Source organism: Rhodopseudomonas palustris (assembly GCF_034479375.1).
Classification (GTDB): Bacteria; Pseudomonadota; Alphaproteobacteria; order Rhizobiales; family Xanthobacteraceae; genus Rhodopseudomonas; species Rhodopseudomonas palustris_M.
Map to the genome: position 1 here is coordinate 4,414,048 of NZ_CP140155.1, position 18,993 is coordinate 4,433,040.

The 18,993-nt window shown below is 66.4% G+C and carries 15 protein-coding genes; 7 read left to right on the forward strand and 8 right to left on the reverse strand.

Annotated features, from left to right (window positions below):
- Positions 1-96 precede the first annotated feature (96 nt).
- Genes kaiC through SR870_RS19995 form a run of 3 tightly spaced genes read left to right on the forward strand, consistent with a single transcriptional unit; the run spans position 97 to position 3,569 of the window.
- A complete protein-coding gene (gene kaiC / locus SR870_RS19985; protein ID WP_322515252.1) occupies positions 97-1,788 on the forward strand; it encodes a circadian clock protein KaiC in 1,692 nt (563 codons plus the stop codon).
- Positions 1,789-1,797: 9 nt separating this feature from the next.
- Entirely contained in the window at positions 1,798-2,076 is a 279-nt protein-coding gene (locus SR870_RS19990; protein ID WP_322515253.1) for a circadian clock KaiB family protein, read from the forward strand.
- 2 nt (positions 2,077-2,078) lie between these two features.
- On the forward strand, positions 2,079-3,569 hold the full coding sequence (locus tag SR870_RS19995) for an HWE histidine kinase domain-containing protein (RefSeq protein WP_322515254.1): 1,491 nt from the start codon (positions 2,079-2,081) through the stop codon (positions 3,567-3,569).
- Between the two features lie 348 nt (positions 3,570-3,917).
- On the opposite strand, the gene gyrB is transcribed toward SR870_RS19995, so the two are convergent.
- The 6 genes from gyrB to rpsT form a co-directional block, all read right to left on the reverse strand.
- A complete protein-coding gene (gyrB, locus tag SR870_RS20000) occupies positions 3,918-6,359 on the reverse strand; it encodes a DNA topoisomerase (ATP-hydrolyzing) subunit B (RefSeq protein WP_322515255.1) in 2,442 nt (813 codons plus the stop codon).
- Between the two features lie 227 nt (positions 6,360-6,586).
- The gene (gene recF / locus SR870_RS20005; protein ID WP_322515256.1) at positions 6,587-7,726 is read right to left on the reverse strand and encodes a DNA replication/repair protein RecF; all 1,140 of its coding nucleotides are present in this window, start codon (positions 7,724-7,726) and stop codon (positions 6,587-6,589) included.
- Positions 7,727-7,812: 86 nt separating this feature from the next.
- Entirely contained in the window at positions 7,813-8,184 is a 372-nt protein-coding gene (locus tag SR870_RS20010; protein ID WP_322515257.1) for an endonuclease domain-containing protein, read from the reverse strand.
- 148 nt (positions 8,185-8,332) lie between these two features.
- On the reverse strand, positions 8,333-9,451 hold the full coding sequence (dnaN, locus tag SR870_RS20015; protein ID WP_322515258.1) for a DNA polymerase III subunit beta: 1,119 nt from the start codon (positions 9,449-9,451) through the stop codon (positions 8,333-8,335).
- A 273-nt stretch (positions 9,452-9,724) separates the two neighbouring features.
- Positions 9,725-11,143, reverse strand: coding sequence for a chromosomal replication initiator protein DnaA (gene dnaA, locus SR870_RS20020; protein WP_322515259.1), 1,419 nt, complete (start codon positions 11,141-11,143; stop codon positions 9,725-9,727).
- Between the two features lie 1,323 nt (positions 11,144-12,466).
- Positions 12,467-12,733 carry a 30S ribosomal protein S20 gene (gene rpsT / locus SR870_RS20025; RefSeq protein ID WP_322515260.1) on the reverse strand — a complete coding sequence of 89 codons (267 nt, stop codon included), beginning with the start codon at positions 12,731-12,733 and terminating at the stop codon, positions 12,467-12,469.
- A gap of 377 nt (positions 12,734-13,110) precedes the next feature.
- Between rpsT and SR870_RS20030 the strand changes: the two genes are divergently transcribed.
- From SR870_RS20030 to SR870_RS20040, 3 genes are all read left to right on the forward strand, one after another.
- Positions 13,111-13,425: a hypothetical protein gene (locus SR870_RS20030; protein ID WP_322515261.1), complete on the forward strand. Its 315-nt coding sequence runs from the start codon at positions 13,111-13,113 to the stop codon at positions 13,423-13,425.
- Positions 13,426-13,589: 164 nt separating this feature from the next.
- A complete protein-coding gene (gene msrA, locus SR870_RS20035; protein ID WP_322515262.1) occupies positions 13,590-14,246 on the forward strand; it encodes a peptide-methionine (S)-S-oxide reductase MsrA in 657 nt (218 codons plus the stop codon).
- 348 nt (positions 14,247-14,594) lie between these two features.
- On the forward strand, positions 14,595-15,236 hold the full coding sequence (locus SR870_RS20040; RefSeq protein ID WP_322515263.1) for a polysaccharide biosynthesis/export family protein: 642 nt from the start codon (positions 14,595-14,597) through the stop codon (positions 15,234-15,236).
- Positions 15,237-15,262: 26 nt separating this feature from the next.
- Here SR870_RS20040 and SR870_RS20045 read toward each other — a convergent pair whose 3' ends face one another.
- Positions 15,263-15,679, reverse strand: a complete 417-nt coding sequence (locus SR870_RS20045; protein WP_322515264.1) for a hypothetical protein — start codon at positions 15,677-15,679, stop codon at positions 15,263-15,265.
- Between the two features lie 195 nt (positions 15,680-15,874).
- Here SR870_RS20045 and SR870_RS20050 point away from each other — a divergent pair, with 195 nt between their 5' ends.
- Complete coding sequence (locus tag SR870_RS20050; protein ID WP_322515265.1) at positions 15,875-16,981, forward strand: HD-GYP domain-containing protein; 1,107 nt, start codon at positions 15,875-15,877, stop codon at positions 16,979-16,981.
- A 59-nt stretch (positions 16,982-17,040) separates the two neighbouring features.
- On the opposite strand, the gene SR870_RS20055 is transcribed toward SR870_RS20050, so the two are convergent.
- Positions 17,041-18,627: an AMP-binding protein gene (locus SR870_RS20055; protein WP_322515266.1), complete on the reverse strand. Its 1,587-nt coding sequence runs from the start codon at positions 18,625-18,627 to the stop codon at positions 17,041-17,043.
- Positions 18,628-18,993: the final 366 nt, after the last annotated feature.

Genomic DNA, 18,993 nt, shown 5'->3' on the forward strand with positions numbered 1-18,993 from the left:
GAGTTCCTCCGCGGCGCTAAATCATTTTCCTGCGAGGTCCCCTAGCCAGCCGGTTCCTGTTCAAATACAAAGTTCGAGTAACGCAATCGGATTGATATGACCGACGGTATTGCCAAGTCGCGCACCGGCATTGACGGTTTCGACGAACTCACGCTCGGCGGATTGCCCACCGGGCGTCCAAGTCTGATCTGCGGCTCGGCCGGCTGCGGCAAGACGCTGTTCGCCTCCACCTTCCTGATCAACGGGGCGCGCCATTACGGCGAGGCCGGCGTGTTCGTCACCTTCGAGGAGCGAGCGGTCGATATCGTCGACAACGTCGAGTCGCTGGGCTTCGGCCTGCAGCAATTGATCGACGATTCGCGCGTCCTGATCGAGCACATCGCGATCGATCCCAGCGAAGTCGCCGAGGTCGGCGATTACGATCTCGAGGCGTTGTTTCTCCGGCTGGAATATGCGGTCGACCAGATCGGCGCCAAGCGGATCGTGCTCGACACCATCGAGAGCCTGTTCTCGGCGTTCCAGAATCCGGCGGTGCTGCGCGCGGAAATCCGCCGGCTGTTCGACTGGCTGAAGCAGAAGGGCCTGACCGCCGTCATCACCGGCGAGCGCGGCGACGGCACGCTGACCCGCCAGGGGCTCGAGGAATACGTCTCCGATTGCGTGATCCTGCTCGACCATCGCGTCGACCAGCAGATTTCCACCCGGCGGCTGCGGATCGTCAAGTATCGCGGTACCGCGCACGGCACCAACGAATATCCGTTCCTGATCGACGAGGACGGCTTCAGCGTGCTGCCGGTGTCGTCGCTCGGCCTCGGCCACAAGGTGTTCGAGGATCGCATCTCGACCGGCGTGGCGGACCTCGACGCGATGCTGAGCGGCGGCGGTTTCTATCGCGGCAACAGCATTCTGGTCTCGGGCGTCGCCGGCTCCGGCAAGAGTTCGCTCGCCTGCATGATGGCCGACGCCGCCTGCCGCCGCGGCGAGAAGGCGCTGTATCTGTCGTTCGAGGAATCCGAGGCCCAGGCCGTCCGCAACATGAAGTCGATCGGCACCGATCTCGGCCGATGGCTGACGAGCGGCCAGTTGCGCTATATCGCCGCAAGGCCGACCTTCTACAGCCTGGAAATGCATCTGGCCGTGATCCTGCGCGAGGTCGGCCGGTTCAAGCCCGACGTCGTGGTGCTCGATCCGATTTCGGCCTTTCTCGGCAACGGCCAGCTCGGCGAAGTGCAGTCGATGCTGTTGCGGATCGTCGACTATCTGAAATCGACCGGCGTCACCGGCGTCTTCACCCATCTCGCCCACGGCCAGGAATCCCAGACCGACGCCGGGCTGTCGTCGCTGATGGACGCCTGGATCCTGCTGTTGAACCGGGAGGCCCATGGCGAGTTCAATCGTGAGCTCTATCTGCTGAAGGCGCGGGGCATCTCCCATTCCAATCAGGTCCGGGAATTCGTGATGTCGAACGACGGCATTCATCTGCTCGCGCCCTATCTCGGCGCCAACGGAGCCTTGACCGGATCGGCGCGGCGAAGCGAAGAGGCGCGGCTGCGCCGCGCCGAGAGCGAGCGCAGGGTCGAGGTGGCGCGTCTGCAAGGCGAGATCGCACAACGCCGGGCGCGGGCGCTGGCGCAGATCGAGGCGCTCCGCGCCGAGATCGACGCCGACGCCTCCGAACTGCAGCGGCTGGCCGACGTCGAGATCGACTACCTCCGGCAGGCCGCGATCGACGCGGAAACGATGGCGCAGAGCAGGGGCATCGACCACGCTCCCGGCATCACCAAGTAGGAAACTGACATGGCCGAGCCGATCAAGCTGGTTCTCTACGTCGCCGGCGAAACGCCGAAGTCACTCGCCGCGATTCGCAACCTGGAGAAGATCTGCGCCGATCATCTCGCCGGCAAGTACAAGGTCGAGGTGGTGGATCTGAAGAAGTCGCCGCAGCTCGCGCGCGAGCACGGCATCGTCGCGATCCCGACGCTGGTGAAGGAGCTGCCGGTGCCGATCCGCAAGATCATCGGCGATCTGTCCGACACTCCGAAGGTCCTGGTGCATCTGTCGGTCGAAGGGGCCTGAAGGTGGGCTCGGCGGTCGCAGCGCTGAGCAGGCACGAGCTGGAAGCCAGGCTCGAAGAGGCCGAAGACACGTTGCGGGCGATCCGCGAAGGCGAGATCGACGCTCTGGTCGTCAAGGGCGGCGGCGGCGAGAAGGTGTTCACGCTCGAAGGCGGCGGCCAGTCCTACCGCACCTTCATGGAAGCGATGGATGTCGGCGCCGCGGCGTACGATTCGGACGGGCAGTTGCTGTACGCCAATCAGGCGCTGTGCGCCCTGCTCGGGCGGGCGCCGGGCTCGTTGACCGGTCCCGTGCTGCTCGGGCTGCTCGACGCCGTCAACCAGGCCAAGTTTCGCCGGCTGCTGGCGCAGGCGATGCAGGAGCGGCAGTCGGCCGAGATCCATCTGCGCGCCGGCGATGTCGAACGCAGCATCCTGCTCGCCGGCTCGCCGCTGGATTTCGGCGTCGTGCACGGCACCGCGATCACCTTCACGGATATCAGCGAACGCGAACAGGCCGCCGTCGCCAAGGAATCCGAGCGGCTGGCGCGCGCGATCCTCGCCTCCGCCAACGAGGCGGTGATCGTCTGCGACCGCGCCGGCCGCGTCACCCATCTCAACGGCGCGGCGATCCGGATCTGCGCCGAGACGCCGGTCGGCAAAACTTTCTCCGAGGCGATCGATCTGACCTTCACCGAAGCGTCCGAACTGATGAGCGGGGCCGACATCGTCTCGATGGCGACCGCCGGCATGCCGGTGCAGGGACTGGAGGCCGCGGTGCGATCGCCGTCGGCCGCGATCACCGACGTGCTGATCAGCGCCGCGCCGCTGATGGTGTCCGGCGAGCGGACGCAGGGCTGCGTGGTCACGCTGATCAACCTGTCGCAGCGCAAGGCCGCCGAGCGCCACCAGGCGCTGCTGATGGGCGAGCTCGATCACCGCGTCAAGAACACGCTGGCGATGGTGATGGCGATCTGCACGCGCACCGCCGCCTATGAGCGCACCATCGAGGATTTTCAGAGAGCGTTTTCCGGCCGGATCCAGGCGCTGGCCGCGACCCACACGCTGCTGTCGAATGCGTCGTGGCAGAACCTGCAGGTCAAGGACGTGCTCGGCGCAGAACTGGCGCCGTTCGCGTCGCTGTCGAGCGGCCGGATCGCGACCGACGGGCTCGATATCGTGGTGGACGCCAAGACCGCGGTGTCGCTCGGCCTGGTGTTTCACGAACTCACCACCAATGCGGTGAAATACGGCGCGCTGTCGGTGCCGGGCGGCAAGATCGCGGTGCGCCGGACGGGTCTCGCGCAGGACGGCGCGCTGATGATCGAATGGGAGGAGTTCGACGGGCCACTGGTGACCAAGCCGGGATCGTCCGGCTTCGGTCAGACGCTGATCTCGCGCAGCCTCGGCAACGGCGCCGCCACGCTGGACTTTCGACCCGAAGGCATCGTCTGCAGAATGTCGATTCCGAGCTACGGCCACTTTCACAGCGCCGCCGGCGGCCCCGAGAGCTGACCCCGATCGAAGCTGACACCGATCGAATCGGAAACGGGCTCGAGATCGTCGTCTCGACGTGCAACCTCGACGCGAACCGGTGTCCGCCTCGCTGGTCTAGAGCGTTTCATCGATTGATGAAGCGATATGGACCTTGCCAGATGCACTGACTCCTCATCCTGAGGAGCCCGGCGAAGCCGGGCGTCTCGAAGGATGGGGCGACGCATGATGGCCGGCGGCGCATGGTTCGAGACGGCGCTTCGCGCCTCCTCACCATGAGGTTGTGCCTGTGGTCAGAGTCCCAGAACGCCAGCGCTGATTCCATCGGACGGAACGGCTCTAACGCCCGAGATCCGGTGCGCCGTCGCGCTACACGTCCACCGTCGCCTGCAGCGAGTTCTCCTGGATGAATTCGCGGCGGGGTTCGACGACGTCGCCCATCAGCTTGGTGAAGATGTCGTCGGCTTCGTCGACCTCGCGCACCCTCACCTGCAGCAGCGAGCGGGCGTTGGTGTCCAGCGTGGTTTCCCAGAGCTGGCTCGGGTTCATCTCGCCGAGGCCTTTGTAGCGCTGCAGCGCCACGCCCTTGCGGCCGGCGTCGGTCACCGCCTCGAACAGGCTGACCGGGCCGTGGATCGCGGTTTCCGCATCCTTGCGGCGCAGCACGCCGGGGCGCGGATAGACTTCCTGCAGCACCGCGGCGTATTCGTCGAGCTTGCGGGCGTCGGCGGAGCCGAGCAGCGCGTCGTCGATCATGGCGACGTCCTTGACGCCGCGCACGGTGCGCTCGAAATGGAAGCCTTCGCCCTCGGCGAAGCGCCCGATCCAGCCGCGCTCGACCTCGTCGGCCAGCGCGTCGAGCCGGCGGGCGATGTAGTCGGCGGCCGCGTTCGCCTTTTCGGTGTCCTTGCTGATCTCGGTGTTGAGCACGCCGGCGATCGCCGCCTGCTCGACCACCGAGCGATTGTAGCGGCCGTGCAGATTGTGCAGCGTCTGGCGGATGACGCGGGCGTCCTCGACCAGCGCCAGCAGATCCCGGCCGCCGCGGACTTCGCCGGAGGCGATCTTGAAGGCGCAATCGTCGAGCCCGGTCGCGATCAGATATTCCTCGAGCGCGCGCTCGTCCTTGAGATACTGCTCCGACTTGCCGCGCGTCACCTTGTAGAGCGGCGGCTGCGCGATGTAGAGGAAGCCGCCCTCGATCAGCGCCGGCATCTGCCGGAAGAAGAACGTCAAGAGCAGCGTACGGATGTGCGCGCCGTCGACGTCGGCGTCGGTCATCAGGATGATCTTGTGGTAGCGCAGCTTGGCGATGTCGAAATCGTCGCGGCCGATGCCGGTGCCGAGCGCGGTGATCAGCGTGCCGATCTGCTCGGAGCCGAGCATCTTGTCGAAGCGCGCGCGCTCGACGTTCAAGATCTTGCCCCGGAGGGGCAAGACGGCCTGGAATTCGCGGTTGCGGCCCTGCTTGGCGGATCCGCCGGCGGAGTCACCCTCGACGATGAACAGTTCGGACTTGGAAGGATCGCGCTCCTGGCAGTCGGCGAGCTTGCCGGGCAGCGAGGCGATATCCAGCGCGCCCTTGCGCCGCGTCAGCTCGCGCGCTTTTCGCGCGGCTTCGCGGGCGGCGGCGGCTTCGATCACCTTGCCGACGATCACCTTGGCTTCGGCGGGATGTTCCTCGAACCAGGCTGCGAGCGCTTCGTTCAGGACGTTCTCGACCACCGGCCGGACTTCCGAGGACACCAGCTTGTCCTTGGTCTGCGACGAGAATTTCGGGTCCGGCACCTTCACCGACAGCACCGCGGTGAGTCCCTCGCGGCAATCGTCGCCGGTCAGCGCGATCTTTTCCTTCTTGGCGTTACTATCCGCATAGCCGTTGACCTGGCGCGTCAGCGCGGCGCGGAAGCCGGCCAGATGCGTACCACCGTCGCGCTGCGGGATGTTGTTGGTGAAGCACAGCACGTTCTCGTGGTAGGTCTCGTTCCACCACAATGCGGCCTCGACGCCGATGCCGTTGAGGTCGGCGGCGAGCACGATCGGCGCCGGCACCATCGGCTTCTTGTTGCGGTCGAGATATTTGACGAATTCGGTGACGCCGCCCTCGTAGCGCATCTCCTCGCGCTTCTCGACCGGGTGGCGCATGTCCGACAGCACGATGTTGACGCCGGAATTCAGGAAGGCGAGTTCGCGTAAGCGATGCTCCAGCGTGGCGAAATCGTATTCGATGTGGGTGAAGGTTTCCGGCGATGCAAAAAACGTCACCTCGGTGCCGCGCCGGCCATTGGCGTCGCCGACCACGCTGAGCGGCGCCACCGCGTCGCCATGGGCGAATTCGATGATGTGCTCCTTGCCGCCCCGCCAGACGCGCAGGATCAGCTTGCTCGACAGCGCATTGACCACCGAGACGCCGACGCCGTGCAGACCGCCGGAGACCTTGTAGGAGTTCTGATCGAATTTTCCGCCGGCGTGGAGCTGGGTCATGATGACCTCGGCAGCCGAAATGCCTTCGCCCTTGTGGATGTCGACCGGAATGCCGCGGCCGTCGTCGCGCACCGTCACCGAGCCGTCGGCGTTGAGCACGACTTCGACCGCGGTGGCGTGGCCTGCCAGCGCCTCGTCGATGGCGTTGTCGACGACTTCGTACACCATGTGGTGCAGGCCGGACCCGTCGTCGGTGTCGCCGATATACATGCCCGGCCGCTTGCGCACGGCGTCGAGCCCCTTCAGCACCCGGATCGATTCCGCGCCGTATTCGACCGGAACGGAAGACGGGGTTTCGGCGATCGGCTGCCGGGCGGGTTCAGTCATGCAACAACCTTTGAAGGATGAAAATCGAATCGGCGGGCGACCGCGCGATGAGGCGTCATTTGTGCCATGAAAGACGGGTTGCGCCTAGCCCAAAGTGGCATGCAGCAAGTTATTGAAGAAATAGGATTTTTAGTGGGTTTGGCAAGCCCCGAAATGGCCGATTCGGAGACCCCTGACAGACCGCGCGCCCGGGCCGGTTCCGGCGCGTTCGACGCGATCGCTTCTGCTCAGTGCCGGGGTGAAATCCGGCCGGACTCGACGGTGAAAATCTCGGCGCCGGGGCCGATCTCGGCGAACGCCGCGGGGTCGGCGCCGGTCATCCAGACCTGCGCGCCGAGCCGGGCCAGTTCCTCGAACAGTGCGGCGCGCCGCGACGGGTCGAGATGCGCCACCACCTCGTCGAGCAGCAGCAGCGGCGTGATGCCGGTCATCTCCGAGACGAGCTGGGCATGGGCGAGCACCAGGCCGATCAGCAGCGCCTTCTGTTCGCCGGTGGAGGCGTCGCGCGCCGGCATCGCCTTCGGCGCGTACAGCACGTCGAGATCGGTGAGATGCGGGCCGTCGAGGGTGCGGCCGGCGGCGGCGTCGCGCGGGCGGCCCTCGCGCAGGATGGTGCGGTAGCGATCTTCCACCGCCGTGGCGGGCTCGGTCAGCAGCGCGCCCTCCATCCAGCCGTCGAGCATGATCTTCGCCGACGGGAACGCCGAGGCCGCGCCGCGGGCGTCGAGCATCGCGGCGAGGCGCATCGCGGTCTGGCCGCGCATCGCCGCGACCGCCACGGCGAGTTCGGCGGTTTCGCGCTCGATCGCATCGAGCCAGTGCGAATCCGCGTTGCGATAATCCTCGAGCAGCCGGTTGCGCGACCGCAGGCTGCGGTCGAGCGCCGAGACCCGGCCCGAATGCTGGCTGTCGATCGCCAGCACCAGGCGATCGAAGAACCGCCGCCGTTCCGAGGCCGCGCCCATGAACAGCCCGTCCATCGCCGGCGTCAGCCACACCATGCGTAAGTGATCGCCGAACGCGGTGGCGGAGCCGACCGGCTCGCGGTCGATCCGGCAGCGCCGTGCCGTGGGCGCGTCGGCGCGCGGCGGATCGATGCCGGTGCCGAGCGTGGCGAGCCCGAGCGCGCCCTCGACCTCGGCCGCCACCGCCCAGGAGCCGTCGCCCTCGTTGTCGGCGACGTCGTCGAGCGTCGCCCGCCGCAACCCGCGCCCCGGCGACAGAAACGAGATCGCCTCGAGGCAATTGGTCTTGCCGGCCCCGTTGGCGCCGACCAGCACCACCCGCTCCCCACGCGTCGTCAGCCCCGCCGCCCGATAATTGCGGAAGTGCGTCAACGTCAGCCGGGTGATGCGGGAGGCGGTCATGTGATTACAGCGAGAACAGCGCCGAGTGACCCTCTCCCCTTGTGGGAGAGGGTGGCGCCGAACGAAGTGAGGCGCCGGGTGAGGGGTTATTCGTCCGTTTCGGAAAGCTTCGCAAGGATATCTTCAAGCACCGCTGTGCGACGCTGCAGCACGTCGTTGTTCCAGTAGCGCAGCACGCGAAAGCCCGCAGCGCGGAGCGTGGCATCGCGAATCTGGTCGCGCGATTGCTCTGCATGCTGACTGCCGTCGATCTCGATCACCAGGCGCTGCTCGAAGCAGACGAAGTCGAGAATGTAGTTCTGGAACGGAACCTGCCGACGAAATTTCAGCTGGGCGAAACGGCGATCGCGCAGCAACTTCCACATCGCGGATTCCGCATCAGTGGGCGCGTGCCGCATCGTCTTGGCGAAGGCACGGAGTCTCGCTGGGGTTGGAACGTGACGCGGGCGCTGCGGCATGACCCCTCACCCGGCTTCGCTTCGCGAAGCCACCCTCTCCCACAAGGGGAGAGGGTATCAAACCCGCTTGCTCGGGTTTGGGTCAAGCCCGGCAATGACAAGTTGTGCTCAATCGACGAGGTTCGACGCGCGGCGCGATCCCGTGGCCCTACACCCGCATCGGCATCAGCACGTACAGCGCGTTCTTCTTGTCGCGGTCCTGGATCAGGGTCGGCGAGCCGGGGTCGGCGAGGCGCAGCACTGCGACTTCGCCTTCGATCTGGGCGGCGATGTCGAGCAGATAGCGTGAATTGAAGCCGATATCGAGCGGGTCGGAGGCGTATTCGACTTCGAGCTCTTCGGTGGCGCTGCCGGAATCCGGATTGGTCACCGAGAGCACCAGCCGTCCGGCGCTCAGGGCCAGCTTCACGGCGCGACCGCGCTCGGAGGAAATCGTCGAGACGCGATCCACCGCGGCCTCGAAGTCCTTCTTGTCGACCACCAGCTCCTTGTCGTTGTTCTGCGGAATCACGCGGCCGTAGTCCGGGAAGGTGCCGTCGATCAGTTTCGAGGTCAGCACCACATTGCCGATGGTGAAGCGGATCTTGCCGACCGACAGTTCGAGGCCGATCTCGGCGTCGTTGTCCTCGATCAGCCGCTGCACTTCGCCGACGGTCTTGCGCGGCACGATCACGCCCGGCATCCCGGCCGCGCCGGCGGGCTGCTCCAGATCGACCTGCGCCAGGCGATGGCCGTCGGTCGCGACCGCGCGCAGCCTGGCCTCCTTGGCCGAGCCCGCGGTGTGCAGATAGATGCCGTTGAGATAGTAGCGGGTCTCCTCGGTGGAGATCGCGAATTGGGTCCGGTCGATCAGCCGCTTGACGTCGGAAGCGGTGAGCGAGAACGCGTGCGACATCTCGCCGGCGGCCAGATCCGGGAAGTCGCTTTCCGGCAGGGTCTGCAGCGTGAAGCGCGAGCGCCCGGCGCGGATCGCCAGCACCGAGCGGTCACCGTCGCTTTCCAGCACGATCTGCGAGCCGTCCGGCAGTTTGCGCACGATGTCGTAGAACATGTGCGCCGGCACCGTGGTCGAGCCCGCCGTCGCGGTGTCCGCCGGCAGCGTCTCGGTGACTTCGAGGTCGAGGTCGGTCGCCTTCAATGCGAGCTGGGCGTTTTCGGCGCGCACCAGCACGTTGCCGAGAATCGGAATGGTGTTGCGGCGCTCGACCACGCGGTGGACGTGGCCCAGCGACTTCAACAATTGCGCGCGTTCGACCGTGACCTTCATTGCAAAACCCGCCTGATCCGCACCCGCATCGTGTGATGGAGTCGCCGGAGGTACTGGAGAAGCCGTGCGGCCTGAGACGGCGCCACGGCAATGGGGACCCTGCGGATGTCGCCCGAACCCGCGGGGGGTCGGCAGGGTGGCGTGGTTAGGCGGCGGACGCAAGGGTGCGTGGCCGGTACGGCTCCGAATTTCCCCGTGTTTCGGCCGGACGGCGCCCGCGACCGGGCGACGCGCCTGCCGTCGTGCCGGCGATCGCGCCGGCTATTGCCCCGGCTATTCCTGGAGCTGGCGCTTGAGCGATTCCACCTCGTCGGACAGCGTGGTGTCCTTGGACACCAGCCCTTCGATCTTGCGCACGGCGTGCAGCACTGTGGTGTGGTCGCGCCCGCCGAAACGGCGGCCGATCTCGGGCAGCGAGCGCAGCGTCAGCGTCTTGGCCAGATACATCGCCACCTGGCGCGGGCGCACCACATTGGCGGTGCGGCGCGACGACAGCAGGTCGGAGCGGCTGACATTGTACTGCCGCGCGACGATGCGCTGGATGTCCTCGATCTTGATCCGCTTCGGCTCCTGCGGCCGGATCAGATCGCGGACCTCGTGCTCGGCCATCTCCAGCGTCACCGGCTGGGCGTTGAGCTTGGAATGCGCCAGCAGGCGGTTGATCGCGCCCTCGAGGTCGCGGCCGTTATGGGTGATGGCGCGGGCGAGATATTCCAGCACCGGCGCCGGCACGTCGAAGCTCGCGTGATGCGCGCGGGCCGCGACCACGCGCGACTTCAGGATGCCGAGCCGCAGGTCTTCGCCGAGCGGCGCCATCTCGACGACGAGACCGCCGGCGAGCCGCGAGCGCACCCGCTCGTCGAGGCTTTCCAGATCGGACGGCGGACGATCGGCCGCCACCACGACCTGGCGGCCGGCGTCGATCAGCGCGTTCAGCGTGTGGCAGAATTCGGCCTGGGTGGTCTTGCCCTGCAGGAATTGCAGATCGTCGATCACCAGCACGTCGATGCCGCGCAGCGCTTCCTTGAAGGCGAGCGAGGTCTGCGTCTTCAGCGCGGCGACGAAGCCGTACATGAATTTCTCGGCGGTGAGATACAGCACCTTGCGCTCGTTGCCCGAATTGCCCGACCAGGTCACCGCCTGCAGCAGATGCGTCTTGCCGAGGCCGACGCCGGAATGAATGTAGAGCGGGTTGAACATCACCGGATCGCCGCGGCGGCCTTCCGCTACCTGCCTCGCGGCGGCATGCGCCAGCGTGTTGGAGCGGCCGACCACGAAGCTCGCGAAGGTCAGCCGCGGATCGAGCGGCGAGCCGCCGAGCGCGTCGTGATTGGAAGAGGCGGGCACGGTCGCATGGCTGCGCATCTCGGTTGCCGGACGATGCTCGTCGCGGCGCTGCTCGACCGGCGCCGGCGCTTCCTTCGCCACCGCGGCGCGCATCGGCGAGCGCACTGTGAGATCGATGCGGCAGACCTCCGGCAGTTCCGCCTGCCAGCAGGTCAGCACCTTGTCGGAATAGTGGGTCTGGATCCAGCTCTTCAGAAACCGCGTCGGCACCGACAGATGCACGCTCTCCGGCTGAACGGCTTCGAGGTCCATGCGCGCGAACCAGCTCGAATACACGTCCTCGCCGACGCTCGAGCGCAGACGGCCTTTTACGCGAGACCAGCGATCATGTTCCATGTTCGACATTTCAGCAGCTTTTCAGATGGAGTGATGTTCAACGCAGCGGGCGAAACCATGACGGCTCGCGCCGCGCCGCGGCGTCGCGAAGCAAACTCCGGACACGGCTCCGCCGTTCGGCAACGCGCCGACGTCAGCCCAGGGTCCGATGAATGAGTTGCTTCAGGTCAGCGCGGACTCGACGGATGCACCGGAGTTCGAGCGCAGCAGCGACTGGTGATGGTGGTGGATGTCTTGAAATAATCTCGAGCCGAAACCTCGGCAGTGCGGAATGAAACGCTGAATTCGTCGCTCATGAAACCTCCCCCTCCTGACGCGCTTGCACGCGGCAAGATGTCGTCAAATCCCGTGTCACGTCCAAGTCCGATCCAAGTCCAGTTCAAGTCCGACACCGCTGCGCCGTTTTCATGACGACCGATTGTCGCTGGCCCCGCCGTCGCCCGCCGGAACGTTTGCATGCAAACGTTCCTCACGAATTCAGACACGGCTTCGCCGCTCTCATATCGCTATGAGTGACAATCTCTCTGTCATTTGAAAAACGCCACCAACACGCACACCGCCGCCGATCTGCATGCCCGCCCCTGGTTCTCAAACCGCGCTGATCTGAAGAACCGTGGGCGTCGCGGGCGATCTAAGAAATACACGACCTCCCTTTTCCCGCAACGAATATGATTCGTTCGGAGCGGCGCGAAACGCGGCGCGGGGTGCGCACGATTAGGCAGGGGTGCATCGCGGCGAAGGCAAGATTTTGAATCTGTGCACAGATTCGTCGAGTGAACAGCGCGTGACAAATCCATCGCACGCCTAAAAGTTTTTCATGAATCCTTTACCTTTGACGGTCGCGCGACAGCGGATTCAAAGCGCTCGCTTTCGCTTTGTCGATAAGTGTCTCGCTGGCCGGGTTTTTTCGTGAGCGTTCCGACAGGGTAACCCACGCATTGTTGTTACTGCGTAGAGTCCCGGGGCGCGACGACGCGATCGTCGTCACACAACGAGTTCCGGTTGTGCCCCAGCACTTTTTGAACGTCGTCCAGACAGCCTGACACTGTGCACGATGAGCTGAACAGCATCGCCGCGATCGAACGTCGGCGACGCCTGCGCTGCGTTGATCATGATGCGGGATCGCGATCGCCGCTCGTCGCGTCGTTCGACGCAAGGCGCGTCGGCCGAAGCAGATCTGCCGGAGGAATTGGCGACGGTGTCGGTCGTGTCGATGGCAATGCATTGCGCGCATCGCGGACCGCGCATCTTACGCGAGAGGATTCGATCGGCCGCGCGCAAAAAAAAATGCCCGGCTCAGCCGGGCATCTGATTCTCTTCTGAACTTGAGAATTACTTCCCGAGCTGGGCGATCCGGTGCGCGAGGCGCGACACTTTTCGGCTCGCTGCGTTCTTGTGAACGATGTTGCGCTGGGCGGCGCGCATCAGCGCCGGCTCGGCGTTCGCCATCGCCTTCAGCGCTGCGTCGCGGTCGCCGCTGGCGATCGCTTCTTCGACGGTCCGGACCGAACCGCGCATCTGGGTGCGGCGCGACTTGTTGACCGCGGTGCGCCGGGCAATCTTGCGAGTCGCTTTCTTCGCGGAAGACGTATTGGCCATGTTCTCTCAAATCCTGCAGCGGCCTCCGCTGCGGAGGGCCGGGCTGATGACGGAGCCGCCGATGATCGGAGCCTCGCCGTGTGTTCCGGATGTTCTGAAGCTTGTTCCTGGAGCCGACGGGCCGAAAACGCGACGCCGCATCAAAGAACAGCGGCGGCAGGGAGACCCCACCGCCAATCCGCGCCTTATAAAGCCACAGCTTTCCAGCGTCAACGGTTGCGGCGGCCCAATGTGGTTCGGGCCGCGGGGGTGAGTTGCCGGCCTCAACGCCCAGCCGGGCGCTCGGCGGGCAGGGATAAGTCGCTGGCGAGGTTGTGTTTTGTGCGCCGGCCCGGTAGATGCGGCCGAGGGGGCGGTCAATTCCATCGGGGTGGACGATGATCCGCGGGTTCTTTCGACTGATCGGCTTGCTGCTGCTGACCGGAGGATTCATCTTCCTGGTCTATGACGGCGCGCGTTCGGTCGCCGACAGCTCCCTGCAATGGACCCCGCTCGGGGAATTCTGGAACGACGTCCACCAGTCCAGCCAGCAGGCGTTCCGGGTCTGGGTCGAGCAGGCCACGCCCTGGCTCTGGACCCATGTCGTCAAGCTGCTGCTGGCGCAGCCGACTTTCGCGGTGCTCGGCGTCGCCGGCCTGTTGCTGCTGCTGCTGTTCCGGCCGCGCAAGCCGCTGATCGGCTACGCCCGCTGACGATCGGTGCGTCTCGGCGTAACGACCCTGTCGGTCGACGCGTAAGTACCTATATCCAGACTTCAGTCGAGAGCCGGTGGCGACAGCGTTCGGTTGCCCGCCAGCATCATCCAGCACAGGGCGCCCGGGCGAGCTTGACCGCCGCGGCGCGCCGGGAGGTGTCCATGTTCTTCACGCGTAAAACCACCGCGATGCCGAGCGCCAGCGAAGCGCTGCCGGGCCGCGCCACGCCGATTCCGACTGCGCGCAGCCATTTCGTCAACGGCCATCGCATCCAGCCGCCTTATCCCGAGGGGCTGCAGCGGGCGGTGTTCGGGCTCGGCTGTTTCTGGGGCGCGGAGCGCAAGTTCTGGGAGCTCGGCGACGGCGTCTATTCCACCGCGGTTGGCTATGCCGGCGGCTACACGCCGAACCCGACCTATGAGGAAGTCTGCTCCGGCCGCACCGGCCACACCGAAGCGGTGCTGGTGGTGTTCGATCCGACGAAGATCTCCTACGAAGCGCTGCTGAAGACGTTCTGGGAAAGCCACGACCCGACCCAGGGCATGCGCCAGGGCAACGATGTCGGCTCGCAATATCGCTCCGCGATCTACACCTTCGGCGAGGCGCAGGCGCGCGCGGTCGACGCGTCGCGCGAGGCCTATCAGCAGGCGCTCGGCGCCAAGCGCTTCGGGTCGATCACCACCGAGATCGCGCCGGCCGGCGAGTTCTATTTCGCCGAAGACTACCACCAGCAATATCTCGCCAAGAATCCCGGCGGCTATTGCGGTCTCGGCGGCACCGGCGTGTCCTGCCCGATCGGCGTCGGCGTCAACGCCTGATCCGCCTGCGATCCGGCACGGCGAAACCTCTCCCGCTTGCGGGCAGGGCTATCGCAGATGGATCGGATGTCAGCCACGACCCCGCCGCGAGTCGTCCCCGCGCAGGCGGGGACCCATAACCCCTGGCTTATCAAGCAAAAGAAAGCCTCTGCAGCGGCTTCAATCGAGACGCTGCGGCGTATGGGTCCCCGCCTGCGCGGGGACGACATGCGGATAGGCAAGGCCCAGATCGCTATCATCGACACCTCGCGTGGCGAAGCCGGGCGAAGCGCGCCTCGCGGAACTACGCACCGCCAACAATTTGTTAACCCTAACGGGGCATAAACGGAGCCATCTCGTGGAGAGGGAATGGCTCCAGTGCGTTTGGACCACGCGTTTCGATTGTCGATGATTGCCGTGATGGCAGCGCTTGCGCTCGGCGGCTGCATGCGGCGGTCGGGCCCGGTCGCGATCCAGCCGTCCAACGCCCTCGACAGCATGGCCTATGGTGGCCGGGCCGCCTATGCGCCAGCGCCGATGCCCGGCCCGCATTCGGAATATCGCCTCGATGCCGGCGACCGGCTGCGCATCGTGGTCTACGGCCAGGAAGGTCTCACCAACACCTACGCGATCGACGCCTCCGGCGCGATCACCATGCCGCTGATCGGCAGCGTCCCCGCGCGCGGCCGCACCCCCGCCGGTCTGGCCGCCGCGATCTCCGCGCGGCTGCGCAACGGCTTCATCCGCGAGCCGTCGGTGGCGGTCGAAATCGATCAGTATCGGCCGTTCTACATTCTCGGCGAGGTGCTGGCGCCCGGCCAATATCCCTATGTGCCGGGCATGACGGTGGAGAGCGCGGTCGCGATTGCCGGCGGCTTCTCGCCGCGCGCCCGCCGTGACAGCGTGACGCTGACGCACCCCGATGGCGGCGCGATGGTCCGTGCGGTGGTCCCGCTCGGTACCCCGCTGACGCCGGGCGACACCGTGATGGTCAGTGAACGCTGGTTCTGAGGCGAAGCGACGCGGTCGGTCGGCGGCTAATCCCACATCCAGTTGCGGCCCCAGTCGCCCTTCCAGCCGGCGAGCCGGCCGTGGCGGAACTGCAGATACAGCCGGTCGCGGCGGTTGAAGAAGCCGCTGCCGCCGCCGGTGCGGATCGCCAGAAAGATTTCGTCGCCGGGCCGGCCGCTGACGTAGTTCAGCGGCATGCCGAGCGCGCGTTCCGCCTGCAGCGCGTCCATCCCGAACGCCAGCGGCGTGGTGTTGGACAGCGTCGCGATGAACGGCGGCGCGACGATGACCGGCGCCGGTTGCTGCGCCGAGGCCGGCAGCGCGAGTGACGAGGCCGCGATCAGCGAAGCGACCATCGCCATCGCAGGCCGCGCGGTTCGCGCGCGGCGCAGCGGTTGCGGCCTGTCGTCGCGGTCGATCAGGGTCGGCGAGGTCTGTGGCATCGTCGTCCTTTCGGATCCTCGGATCATAGCATCGGCTTGTTCGGAAGCCGAGTACGCAGCAGCTCGAACCCTTACAATACCAATCAAATCCGCGCGGAAAAAACATCGATCGTTAAGAACGCCCATTAAGCAGTGGGAACCAATTTCTCGGGTAGGGATGGGCGCAGGCGTAGGTCATATCCAATCCGGTGATCCATGAATTCAGTAGCCCGACAATCGGCGCCCCAGATCGAGCCGCGACGGCGGCTGCTGCTGGCGTCCGATCGCCGCGATCAAAGCGCGGATCTCGCACGCATCCTCGCCGGCGTCGCCGAGGTCGAGGTCGTCTCGACCGCCGAGCTGCCGCAAGCCCCGTCGCGCGACCTGTCCGGGATCGTCGTCGATATCAATCTGCGCTCCGCCGAGAGCGTGCAGCGCATCAAGCAAAGGCTGCTCGGCCGCGACTACCAGCCCTTTCCCCGGCTGTTCGTGCTGGCCGATGAGCTGCATCACGGCTCGATGCAGGCCTGGGCGCTGGGCGCCACCGACACCATCGCCCGCCCGTTCGATTCGCGCGATCTGCTGGCGCGGATCCGCGCGGCGTTTCCGGATGCGTCGGAGATCACCGCCGACGCCCGCGCCGAGGCGATGAGCCAGGGCATCGCCGCGGCGCACGGCGTGCTGGTCAGGATTTTCGAGCGGCTGCCGGCCGGCAAACCGCTCTCCTATCAGGACGTGCTTCAGGCCGAGGGGTCGATCCTCAAGGCGATCCGGCGCACCTCGCTGCGCGAATGGCTCGCCGCGGTCGGCCGCCACCACAATGAGAGCTATCGGCTGGCGCTGTTCGCGACCGGCTATGCGGTCGCCTTCGCCCAGCACCTCGGCATGCGCGAGGAGGACCAGCGCCGCCTGACCCGCGCGGCGCTGCTGTTCGACGTCGGCAAGGCGTTCGTCGAGGTCGGCCTGCTCGACAATGTCGACGCCCTGCAGGGCGAGCGCATGCGCAAATTCCGCGAGCATCCGCGGCTCGGTTACGATGCGCTGGCCGCCGAAGGCAGCTTCCCGCGCGAGACCCTCGACGTCGTGCTGCATCACCACGAACTGCTCGACGGCTCCGGCTATCCCGACGCGCTGCACGGCGACCAGATCAGCGACATCGTCCGCATCACCACGATCGTCGATATTTTCACGTCGCTGGTGGCGCAGCGCAAGAACCATATCCCGTTGATGCCGCTGCAGGCGTTCTGCCGGATGGAACAGATGGACGGCAAGATCGACCAGCGCCTGCTGCAGGCGTTCCGCCCGGTCGCGCTCGGCGGTTAGTAGCCCCGTCATTCCGGGGCGCGCGTTGCGCGTGCCCCGGAATGACGAGAAGGACGCGATCACTCCACTAGCAGCTTGCGCAATTCCGCCTTCGCCACCTTCTCCAGCGTCGAGCGCGGCATGTCGTCGACGAGGCGGACTTCGCGCGGACGCTTGAAGTCGGCGAGCGAGCGGCTGCACGCCGCCAGGATCTGATCGGCGAGGTCGGGTGCAGCCTTGTCGACGCCGGCCGCCGGGATCACGAACACCACCGGCACCTCGTCGAGCATCGGGTGCTTCTTCGCCACCACCGCGGCCTCGCGCACGCCCGGCACGGTGATCACCACCTGCTCGATCTCGGACGCCGCGACGTTCTCGCCGCCGACCTTGAGCATGTCCTTGGCGCGGTCGCCGAACCGGATCGCGCCGTGCTCCAGCAGCGTGACGCGGTCGCCGGTGATGAAGTAACCGTGCTCGTCGAAGCTGTCGCTGGTGGCCTGCGCGTTGTGGAGATATTCGGCGAACAGTGACAGTCCGGGCACGCCCTTGATCAGCAGGTTGCCGGTGTCGCCGACTTGGGTCGGCGTGCCGTCGTCGCCGACGATGCGAAGGCTGTATTCCGGCGCGGCGCGGCCGATCGACATCGGCGTGTTGGGCTGGTCGGCCTCGGCGATGATGCCGTGGGTGATGGTCTCGGTCATGCCCCACCAGCCGATGATCTTGATGCCGAATCCGGCGAAGACCGGCGGCTCGGCGACCGCGGTGCCCCAGAGACGGAACGAGTGATCCTTCGGCGTCTCCTGATCCATCAGCGCCTTCAGGCAGAACGCGATGTTGGAGTTCCAGGTGCAGCCGTGCTCCAGCGCGACGCTCCAGAACCGGCTCGACGAGAACCGCGGCTGCACCACGCAGGTGCCGCCGACCCACAGGCTCGCCAGCATCGAATAGGCCAGCGCGTTGGTGTGGAACAGCGGCAAATAAGCGAGGTGGACGTCGTCGGCGCGCAGCGTCTGGTGGGCGGCGTTGATCTTGGCGCCCCACAGCGCGTTGGCGTGGGTCCACAGCACCGCCTTCGGCCGCGACGTGGTGCCCGAAGTGTACTGCACGCTGCACGGTGCGAACGGATCGGTCGGCCGCCGCGGACGGTCAGCGCTGTCGCCGAACAGACTTTCGAACGTGTCGGCGTTGGAGACCTTCTGCGCCGGCAGCGGCGAGCCGGGATCGTGTGAGATCACCGCGATCCAGCGCAGCTTCTTGCAGTTCGCCGCGACCAGTTCGGCATAGGCGGGCTGGGTGATCGCGGCGACCGCGTTGCAATGATCGGCGAAGTAATCGATCTCGGCCGCGGCCGAGCGGGTGTTGGTGGTCACCGCCAGCGCGCCGAGCTCGACGCAGGCGAACCAGGCGAGCAGGAATTCGGCGCAATTGTCGAGATGGATCAGCACCGCGTCGCCGGGCTTGACGCCGCGTGCGACGAGGCCGGCGGCGAGCGCGCCGACCCGGTCGTGGAATTCGCCGTAGCGCCAGACCCGCGCCGGCGCGTCGAACGGCGCCCAGATCACGAAGGGATGATCGGGGCGCGCCTGCGCGTGCAGCCGCAGCAGCCATGGCACGTCCATTCCGGCGAACGGACTGACGATCCCCGGCGCGTCGCTGAGTGGCGGCATGGTCTCTCCCCCTTTTTTGCAGCGCTTTCCGCGCGGCGGCAAATCGCCGCGGCGCGATTGCGCGTCTGTTGTTGCTTGCCCCGCCCTTGTGCCACCCGCCGCGGCGCGGCGCAATTCAGTCCGCTCCGTGTCCCGGACGCGATGCGGCTGCCGCTTCGCAGATCCGGGTGCCCGGTTGTTTCTGGCGCCGACAAACCGGGCCCCGAATCTGCTGCGCACCACGCCGCAAGGGCGGCGCGTTGCGCAGCGCCCGGGGCACCAATCTGTTAGTTCTCCGCCACGACGATGATTGGCCCATTCCCGCAGTGCAGTTCAACGCGATCCGGCTGCGCCCCTGCGACAATCCATCGTGACTCCAACCGCGGA